Origin of the sequence: uncultured Pseudomonas sp. (assembly GCF_913774235.1) — a bacterium.
In the GTDB taxonomy this organism is placed as follows: Bacteria; Pseudomonadota; Gammaproteobacteria; order Pseudomonadales; family Pseudomonadaceae; genus Chryseomonas.
Genome location: NZ_CAJYDW010000012.1, coordinates 685,290 through 709,050, shown reverse-complemented (window position 1 = coordinate 709,050; position 23,761 = coordinate 685,290). Strand labels below are relative to the sequence as shown.

Genomic DNA, 23,761 nt, shown 5'->3' with positions numbered 1-23,761 from the left:
GATGGCCTGGACCCGTGAACAGATGGCGCAACGCGCCGCCCGGGAGCTGCAGGACGGCTTCTACGTCAACCTCGGCATCGGCTTGCCGACCCTGGTGGCCAATTACATTCCCGCCGGCATGGACGTCTGGCTGCAGTCGGAAAACGGCCTGCTCGGCATCGGCCCCTTCCCCACCGCCGAAACGGTCGATCCGGATCTGATCAACGCTGGCAAGCAGACCGTCACCGCCCTGCCCGGCAGCAGCTACTTCGACAGCGCCACCAGCTTCGGCATGATCCGCGGCGGTCACGTGAACCTGGCCATCCTCGGCGCCATGCAGGTGTCGGAGCAAGGCGATCTGGCCAACTGGATGATCCCCGGCAAGATGGTCAAGGGCATGGGCGGCGCCATGGACCTGGTGGCCGGCGTGCAGCGTGTGGTGGTGCTGATGGAGCACACCGCCAAGGGCGCGCACAAGATCCTGCCGGCCTGTGACCTGCCGCTGACCGGGGTCGGCGTGGTCGACCTGATCATCACCGACCTGGCCGTGCTGGAGGTGACCGAAAGCGGTCTCAAGCTGGTGGAGTTGGCCGAAGGCGTCAGCCTCGATGAACTGCGCGCCGCCACCGGCGCCGCTATCCAGGCCTAGAGGAGACCCGGAACATGCAAGACGTCGTCATCGTCGCCGCCACCCGCACCGCGGTCGGCAGCTTCCAGGGCTCCCTGGCCAATATCCCCGCCGTGGAGCTCGGCGCCACCGTCATTCGCGCCCTGCTGGAGCAGACCGGCGTGGCCCCAAGCCAGGTGGATGAGGTCATCCTCGGCCAGGTACTCACCGCCGGCGCCGGCCAGAATCCGGCGCGCCAGGCAGCGGTCAAGGCTGGACTACCTCACGAAGTGCCAGCCCTGACCCTCAACAAGGTCTGCGGCTCCGGCCTCAAGGCGGTGCAGCTGGCCGTCCAGGCGATCCGCTGCGGCGACGCCGAGATCGTCGTCGCCGGCGGCATGGAGAACATGAGCCTGGCGCCCTATGTGCTGCCCAAGGTACGCACTGGCTTGCGGCTGGGCCATGCCGAGCTGGTCGATTCGATGATCAGCGATGGCCTCTGGGATGCCTTCAACGACTACCACATGGGCCAAACCGCGGAGAACCTGGTGCAGAAGTACCAGCTCAGCCGCGAGGCCCAGGATGCCTTCGCCGCCCGCTCCCAGCAGCGCGCCGCAGCGGCGGTGGAGTCCGGGCGTTTCCGCGAGGAGATCACCCCGGTGGCCATCCCCCAGCGCAAGGGTGAGCCGCTGCTGTTCGACACCGACGAAGGCATCCGCGCCGACACTACCGCCGAAGGCCTGGCGCGGCTGCGTCCGGCCTTCACCAAGGACGGCAGCGTCACCGCCGGCAACGCCTCCAGCCTCAACGACGGCGCTGCCGCGGTGCTGGTGATGAGTGCGGCCAAGGCCAAGGCACTGGGGCTGACGCCGCTGGCGCATGTCGCCGCCTATGCCAGCGCCGGGGTGGACCCGGCGATCATGGGCATCGGCCCGGTCTCGGCGACCCGCAAGACCCTGGAAAAGGCCGGCTGGCAGTTGGCCGACCTGGACCTGATCGAAGCCAACGAAGCCTTCGCCGCCCAGGCGCTGGCGGTGGGCCAGGAGCTGGAGTGGGATGATGAGAAGGTCAACGTCAACGGCGGCGCCATCGCCCTCGGCCATCCCATTGGCGCTTCGGGTTGCCGGGTGCTGGTAACCCTGCTCCATGAATTGCGCCGCCGTGAGGGTCGCCGGGGTCTGGCGACCCTGTGCATCGGTGGCGGCCAGGGCGTGGCCTTGGCGGTAGAGCGGCGGTAGTCGATTGATGATTTTATCGCGGCCATGGGCCGCTCCTACAGTGTGTCCGTATCTGTAGGAGCGGCCCATGGCCGCGATATGCCCCCAACGCGTGGAAAAGGCTGCGCCGTTTTCCACCCTACTGCTGATGTTCTTCTTAAAAACAACAACAAAAGGATCCACCATGAGCTCAACCCCTTCCCGTGATTCGCGTAGCGCGCGGTTCGCCCTGGCCTGCTCCAACTGGGCCGAGCGCTGGTTTCCCGATTCCTGGGTATTCGCCGTCCTCGCCGTGGCCGTGGTGGCCCTGGCCGCCCTGGGCATGGGCGCGCCGGCGGCCAAGACCGCCAAGGCCTTTGGCGACGGTTTCTGGAGTCTGATTCCCTTCACCATGCAGATGGCCTTCGTGGTCATCGGCGGCTACGTGGTGGCCAGCTCCGGGCCGGCGGCGCGATTGATCGAGCGCCTGGCGCGAGTACCCCGTACCGGACGTGGCGCGGTGTGCTGGGTGGCCCTGGTGGCCATGCTCGCGTCGCTGCTCAACTGGGGCCTGAGCCTGGTGTTCGGCGGCCTGCTGGTGCGTGCCCTGGCCCGCCGCGAAGAACTCAAGATGGACTACCGCGCCGCCGGCGCCGCCGCCTACCTCGGCCTGGGCGCGGTCTGGGCGCTGGGGCTGTCGTCCTCGGCGGCGCAATTGCAGGCCAACCCGGCCAGCCTGCCACCGTCGATCCTCGCCATCACCGGGGTAATCCCCTTCAGCCAGACGCTGTTTCTCTGGCAATCCGGCGCCCTGCTGCTGGTGCTGCTGGTGGTCTCGGCGGTGATCGCCTATGTCACCGCGCCGGGTCCGGACAGCGCCCGCGATGCCCGCGCCTGTGGCGTCGACGTCACCCCGGCGCCCAAGCCCGCCGCCACACCGACCCGTCCAGGGGAGTGGCTGGAATACAGCCCGGTGCTGATCATCCTGCTGGTGCTGCTCGCCGCCGGTTGGTTGATCCAGGAATTCGCCAGCAAGCCGGCCATCGAGGCCATCTCCGGGCTGAACACCTACAATCTGCTGTTCATCACCCTGGGCGCCCTGCTGCACTGGCGGCCACGGCACTTCCTCGACGCCGTGGCCCGCGCGGTGCCGGCCACCACCGGGGTGCTGATCCAGTTTCCGCTGTATGGCTCCATCGCTGCCATCCTGACCAAGGTCAATGGCGCCGATGGCCAGACCCTGGCGCACCATATAGCAGCATTTTTCACCCAGATCGCCACCCACGATACCTTCGCCCTGCTGATGGGTGTCTATTCGGCGCTGCTGGGGTTCTTCATCCCCTCGGGCGGGGGCAAGTGGATCATCGAAGCGCCCTATGTGATGCAGGTGGCTAACGACCTGCAGTATCACCTGGGCTGGGCGGTGCAGATCTACAATGCCGCCGAGGCGCTGCCGAATCTGATCAATCCGTTCTACATGCTGCCGCTGCTGGGCGTGCTGGGGCTGAAGGCGCGCGACCTGGTCGGCTTTTCCTTCGTGCAGCTGCTGGTCCATGCACCTCTGGTGCTAGTGCTGCTCTGGCTATTGGGGGGAACCTTGGCCTATCTGCCGCCGGTACACCCGTAGCTCGGGTGGGGCGCAGACGGTAAAGCGGGAGGGGTGAAGCGGGAGCCGGCTGAATCTCAGCCGGCGATGGCCAGGCGGGTGCTGTCGATGATGGCCTGCAGGCGGCTCGGGTTGCTGTATTCGTCGCGGTAGATCCGGCGGGTGTGCTTGGCCACACCATGCTCATTGACGACGATGAAGGAAAAACCACGCTTGCTCTGGGCGTCGATGACGCAGCTCATCGGCGCGAAGGCGGCGCTGAGGGCATGCATGGCGTTCTGGGCTTGGGCTTGTATGTTCATGACTCAGTTGTAAACCTCGCGTGTGACGCTGCTATGACAAGGGTCTCGACCGATAGTGCCTAGTCCTTGAATTTATTGTTAGCAATAGACGTGCCGGAATGTAACAGAGCCCTCCGGCACGTCCTGATTTCCTACTTGCCAGCGGCCTGCTTACGGCGCTTGGCCCGCCGCGAGAGCATGTTCAGCCCCTCGATCAGCGCCGAGAAGGCCATGGCCGCATAGATGTAGCCCTTGGGCACATGGGCGCCGAAACCTTCGGCGATCAAGGTCATGCCGATCATGATCAGGAAGCCCAGCGCCAGCATCACGACGGTGGGGTTGTTGTTGATGAAGGTGGCCAGGGGATTGGCCGCCAGCAACATGACGGTCACCGCCACCACCACGGCGATCACCATCACCGGCAGGTGTTCGGTCATGCCCACCGCGGTGATGATGCTGTCCACCGAGAACACCAGGTCCAGCAACAGGATCTGCACGATGGCCGAGCTGAAGCCCAGGGTCGCTACCTCGCCACCCTGGGTCAGGGCGCTGTCGGGCTCCGGATCGACGTTGTGATGGATCTCCTTGGTCGCCTTCCACAAGAGGAACAGGCCGCCGGCGATGAGGATCAGGTCCTTCCAGGAGAAACTCTTGCCGAAGACTTCGATGACCGGCTCGGTGAGCTGGACGATCCAGGCGACGGTCCCGAGCAGGCCCAGACGCATGATCAACGCCAGGCCGATGCCGATGCGGCGGGCGTTGTGCTGTTGGTGGGCGGGCAGCTTGTTGGTGATGATGGAGATGAAGATCAGGTTGTCGATGCCGAGCACCACTTCCATGACGATCAGGGTGGCCAGGGCGATCCAGACGGTGGGGTCGGCGGCGAGTTGTAGCAGATAGTCCATTGCGGCGCGGTTCCAGAGGTAGAAGAAAGGCCCGACGCGAGGTCAGGCCACAGGTCTCACCATCAGAGCCTTGGCCCCGTGAAATGCTCGTGAAGGCCTCTGCCGCAATTGTTTCAAACTGTCGCAACGCTGCGCCGCTGGACGAAACGGGCCACGTAGTCGTCGGCCGGCTGGCCGAGGATGTCCGCCGGCGTGCCCACCTGCACCAGGCGGCCATCGCGCAGGATGGCGATACGATTGCCCAGGCGCAGGGCTTCGTCCAGGTCATGGGTAATGAACACGATGGTCTTGTGCAGGCGTTGTTGCAGCTCCAACAGTTGGTCCTGCATTTCGGCGCGGATCAGCGGATCGAGGGCGGAAAAAGCCTCGTCCATCAGGATGATCTCGGTGTCCGCCGCCAGGGCCCGCGCCAGGCCGACCCGCTGGCGCATGCCGCCGGAGAGCTGGTGCGGCCACTTGCGCTCGTAACCGCTCAGGCCCACCACCTCCAGCCAGTGCAGCGCCCGTTCGCGCCAGACCGCCTTGGGCTCGCCGCGTACCTTGAGGCCGTAGGCGACGTTATCGAGCACCCGCCGATGCGGCAACAGGCCGAAGCTCTGGAACACCATGCTGATGCGCTGGCGGCGCAATTCGCGCAGGGCCGGCAGCGGCAGCTCGAGGATGTCCTGGCCATCGATGAGGATGCGCCCGCTACTCGGGTCGATCAGCCGGTTGAGGTGGCGCACCAGGGTCGACTTACCCGAACCGGACAGCCCCATGATGACGAAGATCTCGCCCTCGGCGATCTCCAGGGAGAGATCGTCCACCCCCACCACGCAGCCGGTGCGGGCGAGAATCTCGGCCTTGTCGTGTCCCTCGCGCAGCAGCGCCAGGGCCGCCTGCTCGCGCTTGCCGAAGATCTTGGAGACCCGCTCGACGACGATCTTCATCGCTCCACCTCGTGGCGCTGGCGACCATAGGCCTGGGTGATGCGGTCGATGACGACGGCGAGGATGACGATGGCCAGGCCCGCCTGCAGGCCCTTGCCTACGTCCAGGGTCTGGATGCCCACCAGCACCTCTTCGCCCAGGCCGCGGGCGCCGATCATGGAAGCGATCACCACCATGGACAGCGCCATCATGGTGGTCTGGTTGATACCGGCCATGATGCTCGGCAGGGCCAGCGGCAATTGCACGCCGAACAGCTGCTGCCAGCGACTGGCGCCGAAGGCGTTGACCGCCTCCATGACCTCGCGGTCGACCTGACGGATGCCCAGGTCGGTGAGGCGGATCAGCGGCGGCGCGGCATAGATCACCGTGGCGAAGATCGCCGGCACCTTGCCCAGGCCGAACAGCATCAGCACCGGGATCAGATACACGAAGCTGGGCATGGTCTGCATGATGTCCAAGAGCGGCATCAGCACCAGGCGCAGGCGCGCGCTGCGGGCGCAGAGGATGCCCAGGGGCACGCCGATGACCACCGCGATGGCGGTGGCCACCAGCACCAGGGCCAGGGTCTGCATCAGCTTGTCCCACAGCCCCAGGGCGCCGACCAGGAACAGCAGACCGGTGATCACCAGCGTCGGCAGCACCCGGCGGGTGGCGTGGCCGGCCAGCGCCGCGACGATCAGCAGGATGGCCCACCAGGGCGTGCCGCGCAGCAGCCCTTCGAGCCAGACGATGGCCTGCAGCAGGGTGTCGGAGATGGCGCGGAAGACATCGCCGTAGCGGGTCACCAGCCAGTCGACGCCGCGATTCACCGCATCGGCGAAGGAAAAGGTCAGGCCCTCGGGGAACATCCTAGAGCGCCGCCTGGATCTTGCTGCGCGCCGCAGCGTCGGTCACCCAGGCCTGCCAGAGTTCGGGGTGGGCCTTGAGCAGCGCCTTGGCGGCGGCGGGCGCGTCCTGCTTGGCTTCGGCCTGCTCGGCCAGGGTGCGGTTGAGCAGTTCGATGGGTACGTTGACTCGGCTCAGCACGGCGACCAGCTCGGGAGCGCCGTCGTGGAAGGGCTTGGACAGCCCGGCCTGCACCTGGATGCGCTTGGCTTCGCCGTCGCGGGGCTTGAGTTGCACCATGTCGACGCGGCCCAGCAGCGGCGTCGGCGACCAGTAGTAGGTAAGGATCGGCTGCTTGCGCTTGGTGGCCGAGATGATGGCCGCATCCAGTGCCGGCCCGGTGCCGGGGCGGAAGTTGGTGTATTTGTCGCTCAGGCCGTAGCTCTGCAGCATCTGGGTATTTTCCAGTTCGCAGGTCCAGCCCGCCGGACAATTGTAGAAGCGGCCCTTGCCCGGCTCTTCCGGGTCGCGGAACAGCTCAGCGTATTGGCCCAGGTCGGCGATGGTCTTGAGCTTGGGCGCCTTGGCGCCCTCGCCTTCCACCAGGTAGCGCGGCACGTACCAGCCTTCGGTGGCGCCCTCGATAGGCGCGCCTACGCCAATGACCTTGCCGGCGGCGGCGGCCTTGTTCCAGGCCTCGCTGCGGCCGATCCACTCCTCGGCGAACACCTGGATGTCATCGTTGGCCAGCGCCTGCTCCAGGGTGATGGAGTTACCGGGGATGCTATCTACCTTGCAGTCATAGCCGTGCTGCAGGACGAAGCCCATCAACTCGGTGAGCAGCATGCCACTTTCCCAGTTGACCCCGGCGAACTTCACCGGCTTGCTGGCGCACCAGTCGGCAGCCTGGACAGAGCCGGCGGCGAGCAGGCCAAGGGACAGGCCAGCGGCCAGGAGGGAACGGCGGGGAAAGACTGGGGGCATGGAGAACTCCGTCTGCACTGGGCGGGCCAGGGCGGCAGAGCCGGTCCGCTGGCGATCCTAGCTTGGTCAGCGCCGCGGGCTCAGGGTTCAGCGCCAGGGTTTACGGCGACCCTCGACGGGTTCACGGGCACTGAACGAGGCTACCCGGCGCCTGCCGACTTGTTCGGTAAGCCGCGGCGCCCGATACGACGACCGTTGCGCTCGAACTTTGCCCGCTTGGGCCTCTTCTATCGAAGACACCCTCGCGGAGCCGATCATGCGTATCCATCACCTCAACTGCGGCTGCATGTGTCCCCTGGGCGGGGCGCTGTACGACGGCTTCAGCCGTGGGCTCGCCGCCCATCTCGCCTGCCATTGCCTGTTGGTGGAAACCGACCAGTCCGGGCTGGTGCTGGTGGATACCGGCTTTGGCGAAGCCGATCTCCGGGAGCGCGGTCGGCGGCTCAGCCCTTTCTTCCGCTTGATGAATCGCATCCAGTACGACCCTGAGCTCAGCGCCCTGGCGCAGCTTCGTCGGCTGGGCTTCCGACCGGGCGATGTCCGCCATATCGTGCTGACCCACCTGGATTTCGATCACGCCGGCGGGCTGGACGACTTTCCCCAGGCCCAGGTCCATGTGCTGCAGCGCGAATGGGATGCCCAGCGCCAGCGCCACAGCTTCATCGGCCAGCGCCGCTACAGCCCGGCGCAGTGGCAGGGTATCCGACACTGGCATTTCCACGAACCGCGGGGCGAGGCCTGGCAGGGTTTCGCCAGCGTGCGCGACCTACCCGGTCTGCCGCCGGAGATCCTGATGATCCCCCTACCCGGCCACACCCCGGGCCATGCCGGTATCGCCATCCAGCACGAGGGCGGCTGGTTGCTGCACGCGGGGGACGCCTATTTCTACCGTGACGAGATGGGGCACCCCGACCGCCGCTGTACGCCGGGGCTGAGGTTCTATCAACGATTGATGGAAGCCGACCGTGCCAGCCGCCTGGAGAACCAGGCGCGCCTGCGCGAACTCTCCCTGCGCCAGGATCTGGGGCTGACGCTGTTCTGCAGCCACGATCTGGTGGAGTTGCGGCGATTGCAGGAGGGGGGCGGGTGTAAGTTGGATGGATTACCCGGCTAGCGACTCTTCATCGCGGCCATGGGCCGCTCCTACAAGAGGTGATGCTTTTGTAGGAGCGGCCGCATCGGCGGACCGTCATGGCCGCGATAGGTCGTAGAGCGGGTTGAGCGTAGCGAAGCCCAAGGCTACCCAACTAGGCAATCACCGGATACCCCTGCTCCACCGCCTCTCGCCGCCAGTCCAGCAGCGGCAGATAGGTGCTCTCATCCACCGCCGCGAAACCCTCGATGACGAGAATGCGGGCAAGCTTGGGCTGGGTGACCAGGGTATCGCTCAGGGCCGCACGCAAGGCCTCAACTTCCGCGTCGGACCGACTGGACGCGGTGATGAAGGGCAGCGTCGGACTCGACCGCGTGCGCTGCAAGAGACGCAGGCCGGCGACGCGCCCAGGCTCGGCGCGCTGCAGGTAGCCGTAGGTCACGGCGTCCACCGCAGCCACATCGGCATGCCCTTGCTGCAACAATGCCAGGCTGTTGGCATGGCTCTCGCTGACGATCACCTCGCCGAAGAAGCGTCCGCGCTCGGCCAGGGATGCCACGGCGTGGCGCAGCAGATTCATGCCGGTATTGGAATCCAGGCCGTTGAGCGCCACCCGCTTGCCGCGCAGGTCTGCCAGGCTACTGGCGTCCAGCGTCTCGGGAACCAGGATGAAGGCGCAGTGCTCGGCGCCGACGCAGCCGTCGAAGGTGTAGCGCGGTGCCGCGACCAGGCGGACCTGACCGCGCAGGCGGGTCGCCCAGGGATAGCCGCAGGTCTGGGCCAGCAGCAGCTCGGGATGGGTCCAGAGCGCTGGCAGCTCCTCCGGTGCCGGTTCGAGGGTCGACTCAAGGCATAGGGCCACGGCCGCGGCTAGTTGGCGATAGGCGTCGCGTACCTCGGCAGGCTCGACGTACATGGTAAGGGCAGCGACGGTCATGGGCGGCTCCAACACGGAAAACCGTCATTATCCCTCATGCAGCCCTTAGAGCGCCGCCTTCACCCGCGCGGCGTTGTCCGCCGGCAGCCAGGTCGTCCAGATTTCCGGATGCTCCTTGAGGAAGCGCTTGGCGACGACCGGGGCGTCTTCGTGTTTTTCGGCCATTTCCGCGAGGATGCCGTTGAACTGGTCGAGGGGGAATTCGACCTTCTCGAACAGCGCCACCAGCGCCGGGGCCTTGTCGTGGAGGTCGCGGGAGACGCCGATGGTGATCTTGGCCGGTAGCGAGCGCGAGGGCAGCGGATTGGGATTCTTCGGGTCCGACAGGGTTTCCCAGGCCTTCTCGCTGAAGGGCGGCTCTTCCAGCTGGACCAGCTTGTAACGCCCCATCAGCGGCGTCGGCGACCAATAGTAGAAGAGCACCGGCTCGCCACGACGCATGGCGGTGGCGATGGCGGCGTCCAGCGCGGGGCCGGTGCCGGTGCGGAAGTTGGTGTAGCTGTCGGTCAGCTTGTAGGCCTTGAGCTTCTGGCTGTTGACGATCTCGCAGGTCCAGCCGGTGGGGCAATTGAGAAAGCGCCCCTTGCCTGGCTCCTCCGGATCGCGGAATAGCTCCTTGTAGCGTGGCAGGTCGGCCACGCTCTTCAGGTCCGGCGCCTTGGCCGCGATGCCGCGGGCAGGATCGCCCTTGACCAGGTATTCCGGCACCCACCAACCTTCGGTGGCACCCTTGACCGTCTCGCCCACGGCGAACACCTTGCCGGCCTTTTCCGCCGCACGCCAGGCCGGACTGCGCCCGGCCCACTGCTCACCGGTGACCTGGATGTCGTTCTGCGCCAGGGCGTTCTCCAGGGTCACGGTATTGCCCGGCACCGCATCGGTCTGGCAGCCATAGCCCTTCTCCACCAGTAGCCGCAGCACCTCGGTGGTGAACATGCCGCTCTCCCAGTTGGGCCCGGCGAACTTCACCGTCTGCGGATAAGGACAGCCGCCCTCGGCGGCAAAAGCCAGCGGGGCGAGGGCGAAGGAGCTGGCGAGGGTCAGGGCGAGACGCAGGCGCATGGGCGATTCTCCAACGAGGTCTGGCGACGAGGACGTGGGCCTTTCGACCCCCGCCGCCGTCAATCGTCCCGCCGTGCAGCCGCTATTTCACAGCGGACCGCCATCGGCCGTCTTGCGTAGGCCGGCGATCACGGTTTCGCCGGTTTCCTCGGCCAGTTCGGCGTACCAGGCCTGGGTCGCTTCCGGATCGTGGCCATGGGTGATCTCGCAACGCTTGCGGGCCCGCTCGACGATGCCGGCGACCCTCTCCAGCCGGGCCTTCTCGTAGGCTTGCAGGGCCGCCAGCGGCTCGGCCGCGGCTTCCAGGCAACGCGCCAGCACCCAGGCATCCTCCATGGCCTGGCAACCGCCCTGCCCCAGGTCCGGCGCCATGGCGTGGGCCGAATCCCCCAGCAGCGCCACCCGGCCGCGGACAAGATTGGGCAAGGGCCGGGTATCGTGGATCTCCACCCGGGCGACGCCCTGGGGGTCCAGCCGCTCGATGAGCCGTTGCACCGGTGGCGCCCAGCCGGCGAAGTGCTCGGCCAGTTCCGCGCGGTAACGACTGCGGTCATTGGGCGTGCCCTTGGGCAGCGGCACGTCGAAGAAGAAATAGAATTCGTCACCCCCCATGGGCATCAGCGAAACGCGCTGGTGATCGCCGACGAATTGCGCCCATTCATGGGCCTCGGCCAGATCAGGTGCGATCCTTACCCGGCCGTTCCAGTTGACGTAGCCGCAGTAGTCGCGGGTGATCGCCTGCCCCACGACCCGATCCCGCAAGCGCGAGTGGGTGCCATCGGCAGCGATCAGCAGGTCGGCGCGCTCCTGGCGACCATCGCTGAGCCGGACCGTCACCCCCTGTGCGTCCTGCTCGAAATCTTCGCAGCCGACGCCGAGGGTCACCCACTCCGTGCCCACGGCGTCGAGCAGCAGCTGCTGGAGGTGCGCCCGGGCGATGGGTCGCGCCGGTAGGCCGACCGCTTCATAGAGCGGCAACAGACTGAAGCGCGTGAGCAACTGCCCCTGGCGGTCGTGGTAACTCATGGTGCGCATGTCGCCGCTCACGGCAGCGATGGCCGACCCCAGCCCCAGGCGTTCGAGTACCCGGACCCCATTGGGCCAGATGGAAATGGCCGCGCCGATGGGGGCCAGCTCGCTGGCACGCTCGTAGAGGCGTACCCGATGACCGGCCTGGCGCAGTGCCAGGGCAGCGGAAAGACCGCCCATGCCGGCGCCGGCGATGATGATGTCGAAGGAAGGCATGGCGGATCTCACGTGACGGTAACAGTGCTGCTGAGCAAGCAAAATCCTGACCAACTGGTCAAGTATCGCTTTTTCGGCCGATCTCCTTCGCGGTCGAGGCGGAAAATGCACCGAGCTGGTGCTGCGAAGACCATTGGTCGCTTCGTTTCGACGCACCCTGCCCTTCGTCGGCTCGCATGACGCATTCCAGAGCTTTTCTATACTCATAAGAGTGTCGCCAGATGCATTCCAGCTTTAGCGTTCGCCATCCATGAAGGCCCGCTGCCGGCGACCACGGCGGGTGAGGAGCAGAATCATGATCAATCATGTCTGGGGCCTGCTGGCCCATCCCGATCGCGAGTGGCAACAGATTCGTCGTGAGGGGGAAACCGTCGGGCATTTCTTCGCCCACCACGTCGCCTTCCTGGCGGCCATTCCCGTCGTAGCCTCCCTGGTAGGTACCACCACCTTCGGCTGGCGTTTCGGCGGTGGCGAGGCCCATGTGCTGGATTTACCAACGGCCGTGGTCCTGGCGGTGATCAGCTATGCGCTGATCATGGCCGCCGTGGTAGCCATGGGTCATGTGATCCATTGGCTGGCGCGGCGCTATCCGGATCGGCCCAGTGCCAATCGCTGCATTCTCTTCGCCGGCTACGTGGCCACGCCCATGCTGCTCAGCGGCTTGGTGGGCTTCTATCCGCTGGTATGGCTGTGCGCCATGGCCGGGATCGTCGGACTCGCCTATTCGGCCTATCTGCTCTACACCGGTATTCCCGGCTTCCTCAACATCGACCAGCGGGAAGGCTTCATCATGTCGGGCTCGACCCTGGCCATCGGGGTGCTGGTGCTCGAGGTGCTGATGGCGACCACGGTGTTGATGTGGGGCTATGGTCCTGGGCTGTTCGGCTGAGAACGCGAGCCAGCCTCAAGGGCATTCGAAAGGAAACAGGGCCAGGTCGGACGCCGACCTGGCCCTGTTCGTCTCAGCGGGAGAAACCGTAGAGGTCCATCGCCAGGATGCGATGGGCGATGCCATCGTGATGGATCTTGAATTCACCCTCGGACGCAGCGGCGCCCAGGGCGACGAACAGCGGCAGCAGGTGTTCGTCGGTGGGATGGGCCTGCCGGGCATAGGGTGCCTGTCGGCGGTAATCCAGCAAGGCGGGCAGATCCCGTTCGCGCAGGCGCTCCTGGATCCACCCCTGGAACGCCTTGACGTAGGCGGGCGAATCCTCACCGCCGCGGCGGAAGTCACCGAGGTTGTGGGTCAGGCTGCCCGAGCCGATCAGCAGGGTATCCGCCGGGAGCAAGGGCGCCAGGGCCTGGCCCAGGGCGAAATGATAGTCCGGTCCACGGTCGGCGCTCATCGACAGGGGCACCACCGGAATCCGGGCATCCGGATAGAGATAGCGCAGCGGCACCCAGGCACCGTGGTCCAGCCCCTGCTCAGCGGTACGCGCCTCCCAGCCCTGCTCGCGCAGCCCCTGCGCCAGAGTTTCGGCTAGCGCCGGCGCACCGGGCGCCGGGTAGCTCAGGCGATAGAGCGCCTCGGGAAAGCCATAGAAGTCGTGAATGGTGGCGGGACGTTCGGCGGTGCCGAACACCGGCACCGGGGTGTCGAAGTGTGCCGAGACCACCACGATGGCCGCCGGGGTCGGCAGCGTCTGCCCTAGGGTGCGCCAGGCCTGCCCTGCCGCACCGGCATCGAGCGCCTCCATGGGCGAGCCATGGGAGATGAACAGTGTGGGAAGCGACATGGCGACTACCTCGCGGGAATAAGGATCAGGATTGCTTGCGGGCATCCCAGGATGGCCGACCGGCGCCCAGCAAGGCCAAGGCGGCGGCGGTCACGGCGAGGAACACCGGGTATTCCCAACCACCATGGGGATTGGTGAAGGACCAGCCATTGCCGAAGTGTACGGTGGCGGCGACGAACAGCTGGACGGCAGCCACCGCCGCGACGGGACGCACCCAGGCACCAAGAATCAGCAACACACCGGCACCCAGTTCGAAGAAGGTGACCGGATAGGCCAACCAGCCGGGAAAGCCTACCGAGGCGAAGAAACTGGCCGTACCCGGCAGGGTGAACACCAGCAGCTTGGTCAGGCCATGGGCGAGGAACATGGCGCCCAGGGCAAGACGCAGCAGGAGGGCGGCATAGGGAGCGGTGGAAGCGGTCGAGGTGGTCATGACAGGTCTCTACTACAGGAAGGATAGGCTCATTTTCCTGTTTCCAGAGCGCGAATAAAGTAGCAAGCTGCGAATGGACTGTGCACATTATGGAAACAAAAATGGACACCCTTCGTTCGTTGCAGGCCTTCGTCAAGATCGTCGAACTCGGCAGCCTGACCGCCGCCGCCGAGCGCCTGGAGCTGTCACGCTCGGCCTTGACCAAGCATCTGGCGGCCCTGGAGCGACACTACGGCACACGGCTGCTGCAACGTACGACCCGCACCCTGAGTCTCACCGAAGCCGGGCGCACGCTCCACGAAGGCATAGTTCCGCTGTTGGGCGATCTGCAGGCGCTCGAACACCGTCTGCAGGAAGGTCACGAGCGCCCGCGGGGACGCCTTAGGGTGAGTGCGCCCCTTACCTTCGGGGTGCGTCACCTGGCGCCGCTGGTGAGCAGCTTCCTGCATGAGTACCCGGACCTGGCCATCGACCTGGAGCTCAGCGACCGCCAGGTTCGGCTGGTCGAGGAAGGCTTCGATCTCGCCCTGCGGATTGGCGATCTGAGCGACTCCAGCCTGGTGGCGCAGCCGCTGGGCGCGGTGGAGCTGCATGTCTGCGCGGCGCCTACCTATCTGCAACGCCACGGACGACCGGACCACCCGAGCGAACTCGGCCAGCATCGCTGCCTGCTCTACAGCTACGCCAGCGATGGCGACACCTGGCAGTTCCAGCGCGGCGAGGAGCATCTGCAGGTGAAGGTCGCCGGACACCTGCGGGCGAACAACGGCAGCGTGCTGCACCGGGCGGCGCTGGACGGGCACGGCATCATCCGCCAACCGGACTTCCTGGTTAACGAAGACATCGCCAGCGGCCGTCTGGAACGACTGTTCCTCGCCTGGCACACCCAGGCCATCGCCATTCATGCGGTTTATCCGCACCGCCGCCTGGTGCCGGCCAAGGTCAGGGTGTTCATCGCCTGGCTGCAGCGACATCTGGCCGCACCGAGCAACGGGGAAACACTGCCGTAGGTCGGCGCCGAACGGTCGTTGCCGGGGGCTTCGCAGCCTGCGGGCGCTTGCCTAGAATCAGCCCCTGTCCCGCCGGCACCGCCGGTTTCTGCGATGGCTTTCGTGCATGTCGACCGAGAATCCTTGCCTTAGCTGTGGCGCCTGCTGCGCCTATTTCCGCGTGTCTTTCTATTGGGGCGAATGCCAATCGGCAGGCGGCCTGGTGCCCGATAACCTGACGGTGGCCGTCACTCCACACCTGGCAGCGATGCTGGGTACCGAGCAGAAACCCGCGCGCTGCACGGCTTTGCTGGGCGAGATTGGCGGCTGCACGCGCTGCACCATCTATGAAAATCGCTCCAGCACCTGCCGTGAATTCACCGCGGCCTGGGAAGACGGCGAGCCCAATCCACACTGCGATGCGGCCCGGGCGGCTTACGGTTTGCCGCCCTTGACACCGCCTTTGCAGCCACATCTTTCCCCGGACCGGGTCGCCTAAAGGAAACCAAACGGTCCTCGGCGCTGCCCAAAAACATGAAGGTTGGGTTGTAAAGCTTAGAAAATGCAGTACGGATCAGGTTTTCACGCCCCTGCTTGATGGAATACCCTATCGCTCTTTCGCCCGCTATGCGTATCCTGTAGCGCCGAACAACAAGGCTGCTTCAACCGGCCACGCAGAGGCTTACAAAGGCTCTACGCAAGGCAAAGCTGCCGCTATACTGCCTGGCCAATACTCACACATGGAGTTTTTACATGAATAAAGCTGAGCTGATCGACGCCATTGCCGCGTCTGCCGACCTGCCCAAGGCCACCGCTGCCAAAGCCCTGGACGCCTTCACCACCGCGGTGACCGACGCCCTGAAGCAAGGCGACAGCGTTAGCCTGGTCGGTTTCGGAACTTTCGCAGTGAAAGAGCGCGCTGCTCGCGAAGGCCGCAACCCGCAGACCGGCGCTACCATCAAGATCGCCGCTGCCAAGCTGCCCGGCTTCAAGCCCGGCAAAGGCCTGAAAGACGCCGTCAGCTAAGACTGCGTGGTCGATTCTTGTCTTCCGGGCGCTTTCGGGCGCTCTGGAAGACAGTCCCTCCGCAAGTCCGCAAGAATATAGCCCCGCCGCGACACCCCTCTCAGCTTCACCCGCTCCAGTCACCTCCCCTCGTTTGCCGCCGTTTCGCTAATGAAAATCCCGACTCGACACCATGAGTTCGTCGAGCAGCGGACTCAGGTCGGTCAGCCGACCGGCGATCAGGTGCTGTACTCCCGCTTTCCGCTCCAGATGCCCTTCGACCTGTAGCAACCGTGCCTGCAACAAAGGCCGCCGCTGCTGTTCGCCCACCGCGCGCCAGACCACCACGTTGAGCATGCCGTGCTCGTCTTCCAGGGTGACGAAGATAACGCCGCTGGCCGTGCCCGGTCGCTGTCGACCACGCACCAGCCCCGCCACCCGTACCCGGCTGCCGGGTGAAATGTCCGCCAGCTGGCTGAAATCCCGACAGCGACGGCTGTGGAGTTCACCGCGCAGCAGGGCCAGGGGATGAGGTCCCAGGGTGGTGCCCAGAGTGCGGTAGTCGGCATGGACCTCTTCGGCGACGCTGGGTGTGGGCAAGGTCGGGCGCTCCTCCACCGCACTGCCGGTCGCCTCGAACAGCGGCAGTTGCCGTTCCACCCCCGCCACGGCCCAACGCGCCTGGTGTCTATCACCGACCAGGTCCCCCAGGGCACCGGCGTCGGCCAGTTGCCCTCGTGCCCGGGCATCCAGCTCGGCCCGTCGACAGAGTTCTTCCACATCGCGAAAGGGTTGCGCGCCGCGCACGGCGACCAGGCGGCGCCCGACCGCTTCCGCCAGGCCCTGCACCAGGCGCAGCCCCAGCCGGATCGCCGGCTGCTGGCCAGCGCCCGCCTCCAGCCGGCAATCCCAGTCGCTGATCTGTACCGTCACCGGGCGCACCTCGATGCCATGGCGCCGGGCGTCCTGCAGCACCTGGTCGGGACTGTAGAAGCCCATCGGCCAACTGTTGACCAGGGCGCAGGCGAAGGCAGCCGGCTCGTGGCATTTGAGCCAGGAACTGGCATAGGTCAGCAAGGCGAAGCTGGCGGCATGGGACTCTGGAAAGCCGTAGCTGCCGAAGCCCTTGATCTGTTCGAAGAGGCGCGCGGCGAATTCCGGGCGATAGCCACGGGCGACCATGCGATCGTGCAGGCGCTGGCGATGGGGTTCGAGGCCGCCATGGCGTTTCCAGGCGGCCATGGAGCGCCGCAACTGATCGGCTTCGCCCGGCGAATATTCGGCGGCGATCATGGCGATCTGCATCACTTGCTCCTGGAACAAGGGCACGCCCAGGGTGCGCTCCAGTGCCGGGCGTAGTTCGTCATGGGGATAGTCCGCGACTTCTTCCTTGTTACGGCGCCGCAGATAGGGATGCACCATGTCGCCCTGGATGGGGCCGGGCCGGACGATGGCCACCTCGATCACCAGGTCGTAGAGCGTCCTGGGCCTGAGGCGCGGCAGCATGGCCATCTGGGCGCGGGACTCGATCTGGAATACTCCGACCGTATCGGCACGGGAGATCATGGCGTAGGTGGGCTGATCCTCCTGGGGCAGGCTGGCCAGGGTCCAGCGCTGACCGCGCCAGTCGGCGACCAGGTCGAAACAGCGGCGCAGCGCGCTGAGCATGCCCAGGGCGAGGATGTCCACCTTGAGCAGGCCCACGGCGTCGAGGTCGTCCTTGTCCCACTGGATCAGGGTGCGCTCGGCCATGGCGGCGTTCTCCACCGGCACCAGGGTCGCCAGGGGCGCCGCGGAGATGACGAAGCCACCGGGATGCTGGGAAAGGTGCCGGGGGAAGCCGATCAACTGGCCGGCGAGGATGAGCACCCGCTGCAGCAGCGGGCTGTCCGGGTCGAAGCCGGCTTCGCGCAGCCGCGGCGGGCCGGGGATCTCGTCAGTCCAGCGCCCGGCGCAGCCGGACAAGGCATTGAGCTGATCGAGCGGCAGCCCCAGGGCCTTGCCGACGTCTCTCAGGGCCCCGGCGGCGTGATAGGTGCTGACCACCGCGGTGAGCGCGGCCCGCTCGCGACCATAGCGGCGGAAGACGTACTGGATGACCTCTTCGCGGCGCTCGTGCTCGAAGTCGACGTCGATGTCCGGCGGTTCGTCGCGCTCGCGGGAGATGAAGCGCTCGAACAGCAGGTTGCCAGTGAGCGGATTCAATTCGGTGATGCCCAGGACGTAGCAGACCACCGAATTGGCCGCCGAGCCGCGGCCCTGGCAGAGGATGTGCTGGCGGCGGGCATAGGCGACGATGTCGTGCACAGTGAGAAAGTAGTTCTCGTAGCCTTTCTCGGCGATCAGCGCCAACTCCAAGGCTACCTGCCGGGCGACCCTGTCCGGCACGCCGTCCGGCCAGCGCCAGGCCAGGCCGCGGCGGGTCAGCTCGGCCAGCCGGGAACGGGCCGTCTGGCCAGCGGGTATCACCTCCTGGGGATACTGGTAACGCAGTTCGCCCAGGTCGAAGCGGCAGCGCGCGGCGATCTGCAGGGTTTCGGCGCGCAAGGCGGCGGGATAGAGTTCGGCGAGCGCTGCCAGTGGCCGCAGGTGACGCTCGCCATTGGGATAAAGCCGATAGCCGGCTTCGGCCACCGGCAGATGATGACGAATGGCGGTGAGCACGTCCTGCAGGGCGCGGCGACCACGACTGTGCATGTGCACGTCGCCGCACGCCACCAACGGCAGCTGCAGGTGTTCGCCCAGCACCCGGAGTTGTGCCAGTCGGGCGGCGTCGTCGACCGAGCGCAGCAATTCCACGCCGATCCAGAGGCGCTCGGCAAAGCGCCCCTGGAGCCAGGCACCCTCCTCGACCGAGGGAGTGCTCGCGGGTAGCCAGATCGCCAGCAACCCGGGCAGCGCCTGGTCGAGATCCTTGCGGCTCAGCTGATAGCGTCCCTTGGGCGCCCGGCGCCGTGCCTGGGTGATCAGAGCGCAAAGCCTTTCGTACCCTGGCAGATCCTCCACCAGCAGCACCAGGCGCAGGCCATCGTCCAGGGTCAGTTCGCTGCCGACGATGAGAGGCAGCCCCACGTCGCGGGCGGCCTGCCAGGCACGGACGATACCGCTCAGGGTGCATTCGTCGGTGATGGCCAGCGCCCCATAGCCCAGGGCCTTGGCCCGTTCGAACAACTCGTGTGCACTGGAGGCACCCCGCTGGAAACTGAAGTTCGACAGGCAGTGCAGCTCGGCATAGCCGCTCATGCGAACCAGCCCTGAATCCACCAGGGCGCCTCCTCGCCGTAGCGGCGGAAGGCCCAGGCCTGGCGCCCATCGGTCACCTCGATGCGATAGTAGTCACGACGCTGATCGCCACCGTCCCACCAGCCGCTCTCGATGCGTTCGGGACCGCTGAGGATACGCCTGGGCTGGCCATCGAGAACACGCGGCTCGTGCAGCAGCCATCCCGGACGCTGGCCGGGCAGCGTCCCTTCCAGCGGGCGCTCGGGCCGCCAGACCAGGGCGCGCTCGGGCCGGTGATCCGCCTGGATGCCGAGGCCGAGTACCGCCTCTTCGCCCAGGCGTGCGCGCAGTCGCTCGCGCAGCACCTCCCAGCTCACCGCCTGGGCCGGACGCTCGTCGAACAGACCGTGGCGCTCGGGGACGAAGACCGGCAGTTCCTCGCTCTCCAGACGCAGCGCCAGCACCGGTGCCACCACCTGCAGTTGTTCCAGGCGACCCCGGGCAAATTCGAACAGCAGGGCCGCCTCCCGCTCGGGAGCCAGCAGCCCGACCGTGAGCGCGGTGGCCGGCCCCTGGCGATGCTCCAGCCAGAGCAGGAAGCGCTGCACACCCCGGTCGCGGCTGGCCAGCCAGGCGGCCAGGTCGGCGGTGAGACGGCGCAGGGGGAACAGCAGCGCCTGGTGCGATTCCACCTCGAAGTTGAGTTCCACTCGCGCCTGGAACCGAGCCGGCGGGCGGTAGCTGTCCAGCGCCAGGCTGCGCTGGCCGTGCAGCAGGTCGAGTTGCTGCAGCAACTCGGGGGTGAAGCGCCGAGCCAGTTCGGCCCTTGGCAAGGCCAGCAGTTGCGCCAGCCGACGCAGGCCCAGGCGCGCCAGGGCCTGGGCCTGCTGGGGGGCGAAGCCGGCACGCTCCACCGGCAGACGGGCGAGCAGCGCCGGCAGGTCGTCCAGGGAGGCGACCAGACCATCGGCGACATTGGTCAGCATCCGCGCCGCCACCGGATTCGGCGCCAGGGCCAGGCGATGACGAAAGCCCAGGGCCTGGAGCTCCTGGCGCAGGCGCCGTTCCAGACGCGGCCAGGGCCCCAGCAACGGCAAGCTGGATTGCACCTCCAGCAGCAAGGCCCGCGGATAGTGGCGGCTCACCTGGGAACTGAAGCCGTAACCCCAGGCCGCCAGCAGTGTCTCGGCACTCTCGATGAGCGCCGGATCGTGCAGTTGCTGTTCGAAGTCGCGGGTCAGGGCCTGGGCAGCGGCCAGGGTCTGGCCAGGGCGCAACCCCAGGGCCCGGGCGGCCGGATTGACCGCCTGCAACAGGCGCCGCTGGGGCGGCCCGGAGAGCAGCACCAGCGGTCGCTCCGGGTCCGGATGGCGGCGCAGCACGGCATCGAGCGCCAGCTGCGGAAAGAGGATGCAGGCCCAACGCATGGCCGCCTCAAGCGCCGTCGGCCAGACTGAGGACGCCCGGCTGGCCGCCCCGGCATTTGAGGATGTGCACCCGCTCCAGGGGCGCCCGCAATTGCAGGCGCAGGGCAGCGGGCGAAGGATTCTCCTGCGCGGCGGCCGGACGCAGGGCGAAGGCCAGGGTACGACCGCTCTCGGCGGCGACCTGCAGCCGTCGCAACTGGCGATCATCGGCACGTTCGGGCCAGCAGAGCACCGCGCCGAAGCAACCGGACCTCAGACACTGTTCAGCGGCCCACAGCACCTCGGCACCCTGGGCGCGGACCACTACCAGGGATTCCAGGGCGACGCCGGCCGCCTGCCAGGCCAGCGGATAGGGCGACAGTGGTGGGCCGACCAGGGCGATGCGCTCGGCAGCCTGGCTCAAACGGGCCAGGGTCGGCCAGAGCAGTTGCAGCTCACCCTGGCCAGGTCCGGCGAGCAGCAGCTCGGTGAGCGCCGCCTCCGGCCAGCCGGCACCGGGCAGATGGGCATCGAGCGCCGCGACGCCCGTGGGCTGCCGGCTGCGCCGCGCCTCGGCGCTGGCCTGCCCCTTCCACAGCCGTCGCTCCTCGAACAGCCGGGCCAGGCTGGCGCCGCCGCTCATGCCGCCGAACTCGCAAGGGTGTTGTCCATGGCCAATGCCTCTTTCTGTATATTTATACAGTATTAGTATTGGCGGGGTTCCTGGCCGCGGTCAAGTCGAACCGGCGAGTCGGCGGACGAACGTGCCCTGGTTCAGATCCAGAGGATCACGCCGACCAAGGCGCCCAGCAGCAGCCACTGCTCCAGGTAGTAGCGGAAGCGATTGCGCTTCTTCAACGCCTTGCCACGCTGGCGGATGCGATGGAGATACTTGAAGGCGCGATTGAGACCACCGGTCCTATCGCCGGCCTCGTTGGGCGAGGCGGCCGAGGCCAGCAAGGTACTGCTGACCCAGCGGTTGAAGGCGCCAGCCCAGCGATAGCGCAGCGGGCGCTCCACATCGCAGAACAGGATGATGCGATCCTGCTCGGTGCCGTTCTCGGCGTAGTGGATGAAGGTTTCATCGAACACCACCGCCTGGCCATCGCGCCAGTGATAGCGCTGGCCGTCCACCTCGATGAAGCAGCGCGGATCGTTGGGCGTGACCAGACCCAGGTGATAACGCAGCGAGCCGCCATAGGGATCGCGATGTCGCACCAGCCGGGCCCCCGGCGGCAGCTCGGCGAACATGGCGGCCTTGACCGTACCCAGCCCCCTGAGCAGTTCAGTGGTCCGCGGACAGAGCTGCATGGCGGAAGGATGGCTATCGCCATACCACTTCAGGTAGAAGCGTTTCCAGCCACTCTTGAAGAAGGAATTGAAGCCGGCGTCATTGGGCTCGGCGGATTTCTTGATCTGGCCGACGTGCAGCAGAGTCAGGGCCTCGTCGCGAATGAGCTGCCAGTTGTCTTGCAGCACCTGGAGTTCGGGAAAGCGCTCCACCTGGTGATAGGGCGCGTTGGGTACCCGCGAGGTGAGGAACATGAAGGCATTGAGCGGCGCGAGGAAGGTGGAATGATCACCGAGCTGGCGCAGGAAAGGATGGCGCACCCGTCCGCGGAAGTGCACCAGCAGCACACAAAGGATGAACACGCCGATCACGAACCACTTCACGAGCCGTTGCCTCAGGACAGCTGTATCGGGATGTTATACGCCGCACGCCCCGCCCGGCCTAGCCCTACAGTCCGACCTTTTCCTGAACGGCCGCTGACCAGGCCACCGCGACGCTGGGAGGCCAATCGACCATCTTGTATCCTCGAGGTGACCATTCAGGTACCCGGGGTGCCTCCTCATGCGTTCGCTGCTGTTTGGACTGCTGCTCGCCAGTGGCGCCGTGGTGGCCCAGGATGTCTACAAATGCGTGGACGACCAGGGCCGCACGACCTATACCCAGAGCGCCTGCCCGCCCGCTAGCCAGGTCACCACCATTCCGTTGCAGAGCCTGCCCGACAGCAACGGTTTCACCCCGCCACCGCGCCAGGCGGTGACCCCGGTCCCGGCGGCACCCCAGCAGATCATCGTGGTACCGGCACCGGCTTCCAGCCGCCAACGCCCGGCTGACGACATCACCATCGTGGGCGGCTCTTCTTCCCGCAGCAGCCAGCAGACCGAGGTGCGCGGCTCAGGGGTCATCTATCAGCCCTACCCGGTCTATATCGATCGCCGGCCGCGCAACGAAACCTGGCACATGGTGCCCCATCCGCAGGCGCCCCGGCCGCCTGCTCCACCGCCCTCGCCACCGCTGCCGAATGGTATCCCGATCGACCGCTGAGGGCGGCGCGACCGGGCGCTCGGCTACAGCTTGTGCAGGAAGTTGACGACGAACTTGTGCCCCTCGGTGCGGTTCTCGGCGTCCTGCTCGAAGTAGCTGTTGAAGGTGATCAGGTTCTGCTTGGAAAAGGCGTAGGTGAAGCCCGGCCCCCAGGCCCAGACCTTCTCGCGGCGACCGCTCACGTCATGGCCATCCACCTGGGTATCGGTGATCTGCCTGAGCCAATAGCCGCTCAGGCCGATGCTAAGCCGGTCGTTCAGCGCGTACTGGGTGGCGAAGTTGGCATGCAACGCCTGTCCGGCTTGGGTGTCGGAGACAGCGCCGAAGCTGCGCAGCGGCTGGTCGTTCTTGCCGTTCCACAGGTACCAGAAGCGCCCGGTGACCGACCACTGGGGCGTCAGCCAGTAGGTGGTGGCGTAGTAAGGGTTGAAGGACCAGAAGTTGCTGCCCGGATTGATCGCCCGGTCACGGTCGTAACGACCGGTAGGAGCGACGATCTCGGCTTCGATGCGTTGCGCCCAGCGCGGACCGCCATCGGGCCGGGTGGTGGTGGGCAGTTGCAGGAAGGCGCCCAGGGTCAGGTCCCCTACCCCTTCGCGGGCACTGAGGGCCTGGCCGCCGAGGCCATCGTCGACATCGGCATGGGCCAGCCAGGGCAGGATGGCGGTGAAACCCGGCATGGCGCCATTGGCCAGCGGCTGACCGACGTAGATGATCTGGCTGACCGGAGCGAAGGTGGTCAGCTCCTGCTTGGGCAACGGCAGCTTGCGGCCGTCCTGGTCGTTGAAGCGGCTGGTCTTGCCATAGATCAGGTACTCCTCCCAGTACCAGCCGGGACCGTCCGGGGCCGGGGCGCCATCGTAGAAACTGGTGGAGCCGAGGTTGAGACTGGGCAGGTCGTAGGCCTGGACCAGACTGGAGCCGAGGCTGGCCGCAGCCAGCAGACTGAAGCGAAGCGAGGTGCGCATGACGTCATCCTTGGATTGTTC

24 protein-coding genes are annotated in these 23,761 nt (G+C 66.6%); 9 read left to right on the top strand and 15 right to left on the bottom strand.

Translation table 11 applies throughout. The features are described 5' to 3' along the window. Position 1: 1 nt before the first annotated feature. The 3 genes from QZ471_RS12785 (at position 2) to QZ471_RS12775 (ending at position 3,409) form a co-directional block, all read left to right on the top strand. Entirely contained in the window at positions 2-628 is a 627-nt protein-coding gene (locus QZ471_RS12785; protein ID WP_295464241.1) for a CoA transferase subunit B, read from the top strand. Between the two features lie 14 nt (positions 629-642). Next, entirely contained in the window at positions 643-1,824 is a 1,182-nt protein-coding gene (locus QZ471_RS12780) for an acetyl-CoA C-acetyltransferase (RefSeq protein ID WP_295464239.1), read from the top strand. A gap of 163 nt (positions 1,825-1,987) precedes the next feature. Beyond that, the gene (locus QZ471_RS12775; RefSeq protein WP_295464236.1) at positions 1,988-3,409 is read left to right on the top strand and encodes a TIGR00366 family protein; all 1,422 of its coding nucleotides are present in this window, start codon (positions 1,988-1,990) and stop codon (positions 3,407-3,409) included. A gap of 56 nt (positions 3,410-3,465) precedes the next feature. On the opposite strand, the gene QZ471_RS12770 is transcribed toward QZ471_RS12775, so the two are convergent. The 5 genes from QZ471_RS12770 to QZ471_RS12750 form a co-directional block, all read right to left on the bottom strand. Beyond that, positions 3,466-3,690, bottom strand: coding sequence for a hypothetical protein (locus QZ471_RS12770; RefSeq protein WP_295464234.1), 225 nt, complete (start codon positions 3,688-3,690; stop codon positions 3,466-3,468). A 131-nt stretch (positions 3,691-3,821) separates the two neighbouring features. Further along, the gene (locus tag QZ471_RS12765) at positions 3,822-4,574 is read right to left on the bottom strand and encodes a TerC family protein (protein WP_295464232.1); all 753 of its coding nucleotides are present in this window, start codon (positions 4,572-4,574) and stop codon (positions 3,822-3,824) included. A gap of 113 nt (positions 4,575-4,687) precedes the next feature. Next, positions 4,688-5,503: a glycine betaine/L-proline ABC transporter ATP-binding protein gene (locus QZ471_RS12760; RefSeq protein WP_295464230.1), complete on the bottom strand. Its 816-nt coding sequence runs from the start codon at positions 5,501-5,503 to the stop codon at positions 4,688-4,690. Continuing rightward, positions 5,500-6,351, bottom strand: a complete 852-nt coding sequence (locus tag QZ471_RS12755; RefSeq protein WP_295464228.1) for a proline/glycine betaine ABC transporter permease — start codon at positions 6,349-6,351, stop codon at positions 5,500-5,502. Before QZ471_RS12755 ends, QZ471_RS12760 begins: the two co-directional genes overlap by 4 nt. A gap of 1 nt (position 6,352) precedes the next feature. After that, positions 6,353-7,312, bottom strand: a complete 960-nt coding sequence (locus tag QZ471_RS12750; RefSeq protein ID WP_295464226.1) for an ABC transporter substrate-binding protein — start codon at positions 7,310-7,312, stop codon at positions 6,353-6,355. A gap of 256 nt (positions 7,313-7,568) precedes the next feature. On the opposite strand from QZ471_RS12750, the gene QZ471_RS12745 reads away from it, so the two are divergent. Continuing rightward, the gene (locus QZ471_RS12745; RefSeq protein WP_295464224.1) at positions 7,569-8,426 is read left to right on the top strand and encodes an MBL fold metallo-hydrolase; all 858 of its coding nucleotides are present in this window, start codon (positions 7,569-7,571) and stop codon (positions 8,424-8,426) included. Positions 8,427-8,559: 133 nt separating this feature from the next. Here QZ471_RS12745 and QZ471_RS12740 read toward each other — a convergent pair whose 3' ends face one another. The 3 genes from QZ471_RS12740 to hpxO all read right to left on the bottom strand — a co-directional run bounded on the left by QZ471_RS12740 (position 8,560) and on the right by hpxO (position 11,649). Then, positions 8,560-9,342, bottom strand: coding sequence for a PhnD/SsuA/transferrin family substrate-binding protein (locus QZ471_RS12740; protein WP_295464222.1), 783 nt, complete (start codon positions 9,340-9,342; stop codon positions 8,560-8,562). 45 nt (positions 9,343-9,387) lie between these two features. Beyond that, positions 9,388-10,404 (bottom strand): ABC transporter substrate-binding protein, encoded by a 1,017-nt coding sequence (locus QZ471_RS12735; protein WP_295464220.1) that lies wholly within the window; start codon positions 10,402-10,404, stop codon positions 9,388-9,390. An 87-nt stretch (positions 10,405-10,491) separates the two neighbouring features. Continuing rightward, positions 10,492-11,649: an FAD-dependent urate hydroxylase HpxO gene (gene hpxO, locus QZ471_RS12730; RefSeq protein WP_295464218.1), complete on the bottom strand. Its 1,158-nt coding sequence runs from the start codon at positions 11,647-11,649 to the stop codon at positions 10,492-10,494. A 295-nt stretch (positions 11,650-11,944) separates the two neighbouring features. Between hpxO and QZ471_RS12725 the strand changes: the two genes are divergently transcribed. Continuing rightward, positions 11,945-12,538, top strand: coding sequence for a Yip1 family protein (locus QZ471_RS12725; RefSeq protein WP_059227340.1), 594 nt, complete (start codon positions 11,945-11,947; stop codon positions 12,536-12,538). A 73-nt stretch (positions 12,539-12,611) separates the two neighbouring features. Here the strand turns inward: QZ471_RS12725 and QZ471_RS12720 are convergent, their stop codons facing one another. Continuing rightward, complete coding sequence (locus tag QZ471_RS12720) at positions 12,612-13,385, bottom strand: class III extradiol ring-cleavage dioxygenase (RefSeq protein WP_295464216.1); 774 nt, start codon at positions 13,383-13,385, stop codon at positions 12,612-12,614. 25 nt (positions 13,386-13,410) lie between these two features. Continuing rightward, the gene (locus tag QZ471_RS12715) at positions 13,411-13,818 is read right to left on the bottom strand and encodes a DoxX family protein (RefSeq protein WP_295464214.1); all 408 of its coding nucleotides are present in this window, start codon (positions 13,816-13,818) and stop codon (positions 13,411-13,413) included. 101 nt (positions 13,819-13,919) lie between these two features. Between QZ471_RS12715 and QZ471_RS12710 the strand changes: the two genes are divergently transcribed. The 3 genes from QZ471_RS12710 to QZ471_RS12700 all read left to right on the top strand — a co-directional run bounded on the left by QZ471_RS12710 (position 13,920) and on the right by QZ471_RS12700 (position 15,833). Next, positions 13,920-14,828 carry a LysR family transcriptional regulator gene (locus tag QZ471_RS12710; RefSeq protein WP_295464212.1) on the top strand — a complete coding sequence of 303 codons (909 nt, stop codon included), beginning with the start codon at positions 13,920-13,922 and terminating at the stop codon, positions 14,826-14,828. Between the two features lie 106 nt (positions 14,829-14,934). Then, positions 14,935-15,306, top strand: coding sequence for a YkgJ family cysteine cluster protein (locus tag QZ471_RS12705; RefSeq protein WP_295464210.1), 372 nt, complete (start codon positions 14,935-14,937; stop codon positions 15,304-15,306). A 254-nt stretch (positions 15,307-15,560) separates the two neighbouring features. After that, positions 15,561-15,833 (top strand): HU family DNA-binding protein, encoded by a 273-nt coding sequence (locus QZ471_RS12700; protein ID WP_007159052.1) that lies wholly within the window; start codon positions 15,561-15,563, stop codon positions 15,831-15,833. Positions 15,834-15,980: 147 nt separating this feature from the next. On the opposite strand, the gene QZ471_RS12695 is transcribed toward QZ471_RS12700, so the two are convergent. The 4 genes from QZ471_RS12695 to lpxO all read right to left on the bottom strand — a co-directional run bounded on the left by QZ471_RS12695 (position 15,981) and on the right by lpxO (position 22,114). Then, on the bottom strand, positions 15,981-19,055 hold the full coding sequence (locus tag QZ471_RS12695; RefSeq protein WP_295464704.1) for an error-prone DNA polymerase: 3,075 nt from the start codon (positions 19,053-19,055) through the stop codon (positions 15,981-15,983). Beyond that, positions 19,052-20,461 (bottom strand): DNA polymerase Y family protein, encoded by a 1,410-nt coding sequence (locus QZ471_RS12690; protein ID WP_295464205.1) that lies wholly within the window; start codon positions 20,459-20,461, stop codon positions 19,052-19,054. The genes QZ471_RS12695 and QZ471_RS12690 overlap by 4 nt, the downstream gene beginning before the upstream one ends. Positions 20,462-20,468: 7 nt before the next feature. Then, complete coding sequence (gene imuA / locus QZ471_RS12685) at positions 20,469-21,083, bottom strand: translesion DNA synthesis-associated protein ImuA (RefSeq protein ID WP_295464203.1); 615 nt, start codon at positions 21,081-21,083, stop codon at positions 20,469-20,471. Between the two features lie 131 nt (positions 21,084-21,214). Beyond that, the gene (gene lpxO, locus QZ471_RS12680) at positions 21,215-22,114 is read right to left on the bottom strand and encodes a lipid A hydroxylase LpxO (protein WP_295464201.1); all 900 of its coding nucleotides are present in this window, start codon (positions 22,112-22,114) and stop codon (positions 21,215-21,217) included. A 178-nt stretch (positions 22,115-22,292) separates the two neighbouring features. Between lpxO and QZ471_RS12675 the strand changes: the two genes are divergently transcribed. Beyond that, entirely contained in the window at positions 22,293-22,772 is a 480-nt protein-coding gene (locus QZ471_RS12675; protein WP_295464199.1) for a DUF4124 domain-containing protein, read from the top strand. A 23-nt stretch (positions 22,773-22,795) separates the two neighbouring features. On the opposite strand, the gene QZ471_RS12670 is transcribed toward QZ471_RS12675, so the two are convergent. Then, positions 22,796-23,740 carry a transporter gene (locus QZ471_RS12670; protein WP_295464197.1) on the bottom strand — a complete coding sequence of 315 codons (945 nt, stop codon included), beginning with the start codon at positions 23,738-23,740 and terminating at the stop codon, positions 22,796-22,798. Positions 23,741-23,761: the final 21 nt, after the last annotated feature.

Coding starts and splice junctions, on each gene's coding strand:
- QZ471_RS12745 (WP_295464224.1), top strand. CDS start 7,569: ATGCGTATCCATCACCTCAACTGCGGCTGCATGTGTCCCCTGGGCGGG.
- QZ471_RS12760 (WP_295464230.1), bottom strand. CDS start 5,503: ATGAAGATCGTCGTCGAGCGGGTCTCCAAGATCTTCGGCAAGCGCGAG.
- QZ471_RS12700 (WP_007159052.1), top strand. CDS start 15,561: ATGAATAAAGCTGAGCTGATCGACGCCATTGCCGCGTCTGCCGACCTG.
- QZ471_RS12695 (WP_295464704.1), bottom strand. CDS start 19,055: ATGAGCGGCTATGCCGAGCTGCACTGCCTGTCGAACTTCAGTTTCCAG.
- QZ471_RS12705 (WP_295464210.1), top strand. CDS start 14,935: ATGTCGACCGAGAATCCTTGCCTTAGCTGTGGCGCCTGCTGCGCCTAT.
- QZ471_RS12670 (WP_295464197.1), bottom strand. CDS start 23,740: ATGCGCACCTCGCTTCGCTTCAGTCTGCTGGCTGCGGCCAGCCTCGGC.
- QZ471_RS12720 (WP_295464216.1), bottom strand. CDS start 13,385: ATGTCGCTTCCCACACTGTTCATCTCCCATGGCTCGCCCATGGAGGCG.
- QZ471_RS12755 (WP_295464228.1), bottom strand. CDS start 6,351: ATGTTCCCCGAGGGCCTGACCTTTTCCTTCGCCGATGCGGTGAATCGC.
- hpxO (WP_295464218.1), bottom strand. CDS start 11,649: ATGCCTTCCTTCGACATCATCATCGCCGGCGCCGGCATGGGCGGTCTT.
- QZ471_RS12710 (WP_295464212.1), top strand. CDS start 13,920: ATGGACACCCTTCGTTCGTTGCAGGCCTTCGTCAAGATCGTCGAACTC.
- QZ471_RS12770 (WP_295464234.1), bottom strand. CDS start 3,690: ATGAACATACAAGCCCAAGCCCAGAACGCCATGCATGCCCTCAGCGCC.
- QZ471_RS12750 (WP_295464226.1), bottom strand. CDS start 7,312: ATGCCCCCAGTCTTTCCCCGCCGTTCCCTCCTGGCCGCTGGCCTGTCC.
- QZ471_RS12715 (WP_295464214.1), bottom strand. CDS start 13,818: ATGACCACCTCGACCGCTTCCACCGCTCCCTATGCCGCCCTCCTGCTG.
- QZ471_RS12675 (WP_295464199.1), top strand. CDS start 22,293: ATGCGTTCGCTGCTGTTTGGACTGCTGCTCGCCAGTGGCGCCGTGGTG.
- QZ471_RS12785 (WP_295464241.1), top strand. CDS start 2: ATGGCCTGGACCCGTGAACAGATGGCGCAACGCGCCGCCCGGGAGCTG.
- QZ471_RS12740 (WP_295464222.1), bottom strand. CDS start 9,342: ATGACCGTCGCTGCCCTTACCATGTACGTCGAGCCTGCCGAGGTACGC.
- QZ471_RS12765 (WP_295464232.1), bottom strand. CDS start 4,574: ATGGACTATCTGCTACAACTCGCCGCCGACCCCACCGTCTGGATCGCC.
- imuA (WP_295464203.1), bottom strand. CDS start 21,083: ATGAGCGGCGGCGCCAGCCTGGCCCGGCTGTTCGAGGAGCGACGGCTG.
- QZ471_RS12775 (WP_295464236.1), top strand. CDS start 1,988: ATGAGCTCAACCCCTTCCCGTGATTCGCGTAGCGCGCGGTTCGCCCTG.
- QZ471_RS12780 (WP_295464239.1), top strand. CDS start 643: ATGCAAGACGTCGTCATCGTCGCCGCCACCCGCACCGCGGTCGGCAGC.
- QZ471_RS12725 (WP_059227340.1), top strand. CDS start 11,945: ATGATCAATCATGTCTGGGGCCTGCTGGCCCATCCCGATCGCGAGTGG.
- QZ471_RS12735 (WP_295464220.1), bottom strand. CDS start 10,404: ATGCGCCTGCGTCTCGCCCTGACCCTCGCCAGCTCCTTCGCCCTCGCC.
- QZ471_RS12690 (WP_295464205.1), bottom strand. CDS start 20,461: ATGCGTTGGGCCTGCATCCTCTTTCCGCAGCTGGCGCTCGATGCCGTG.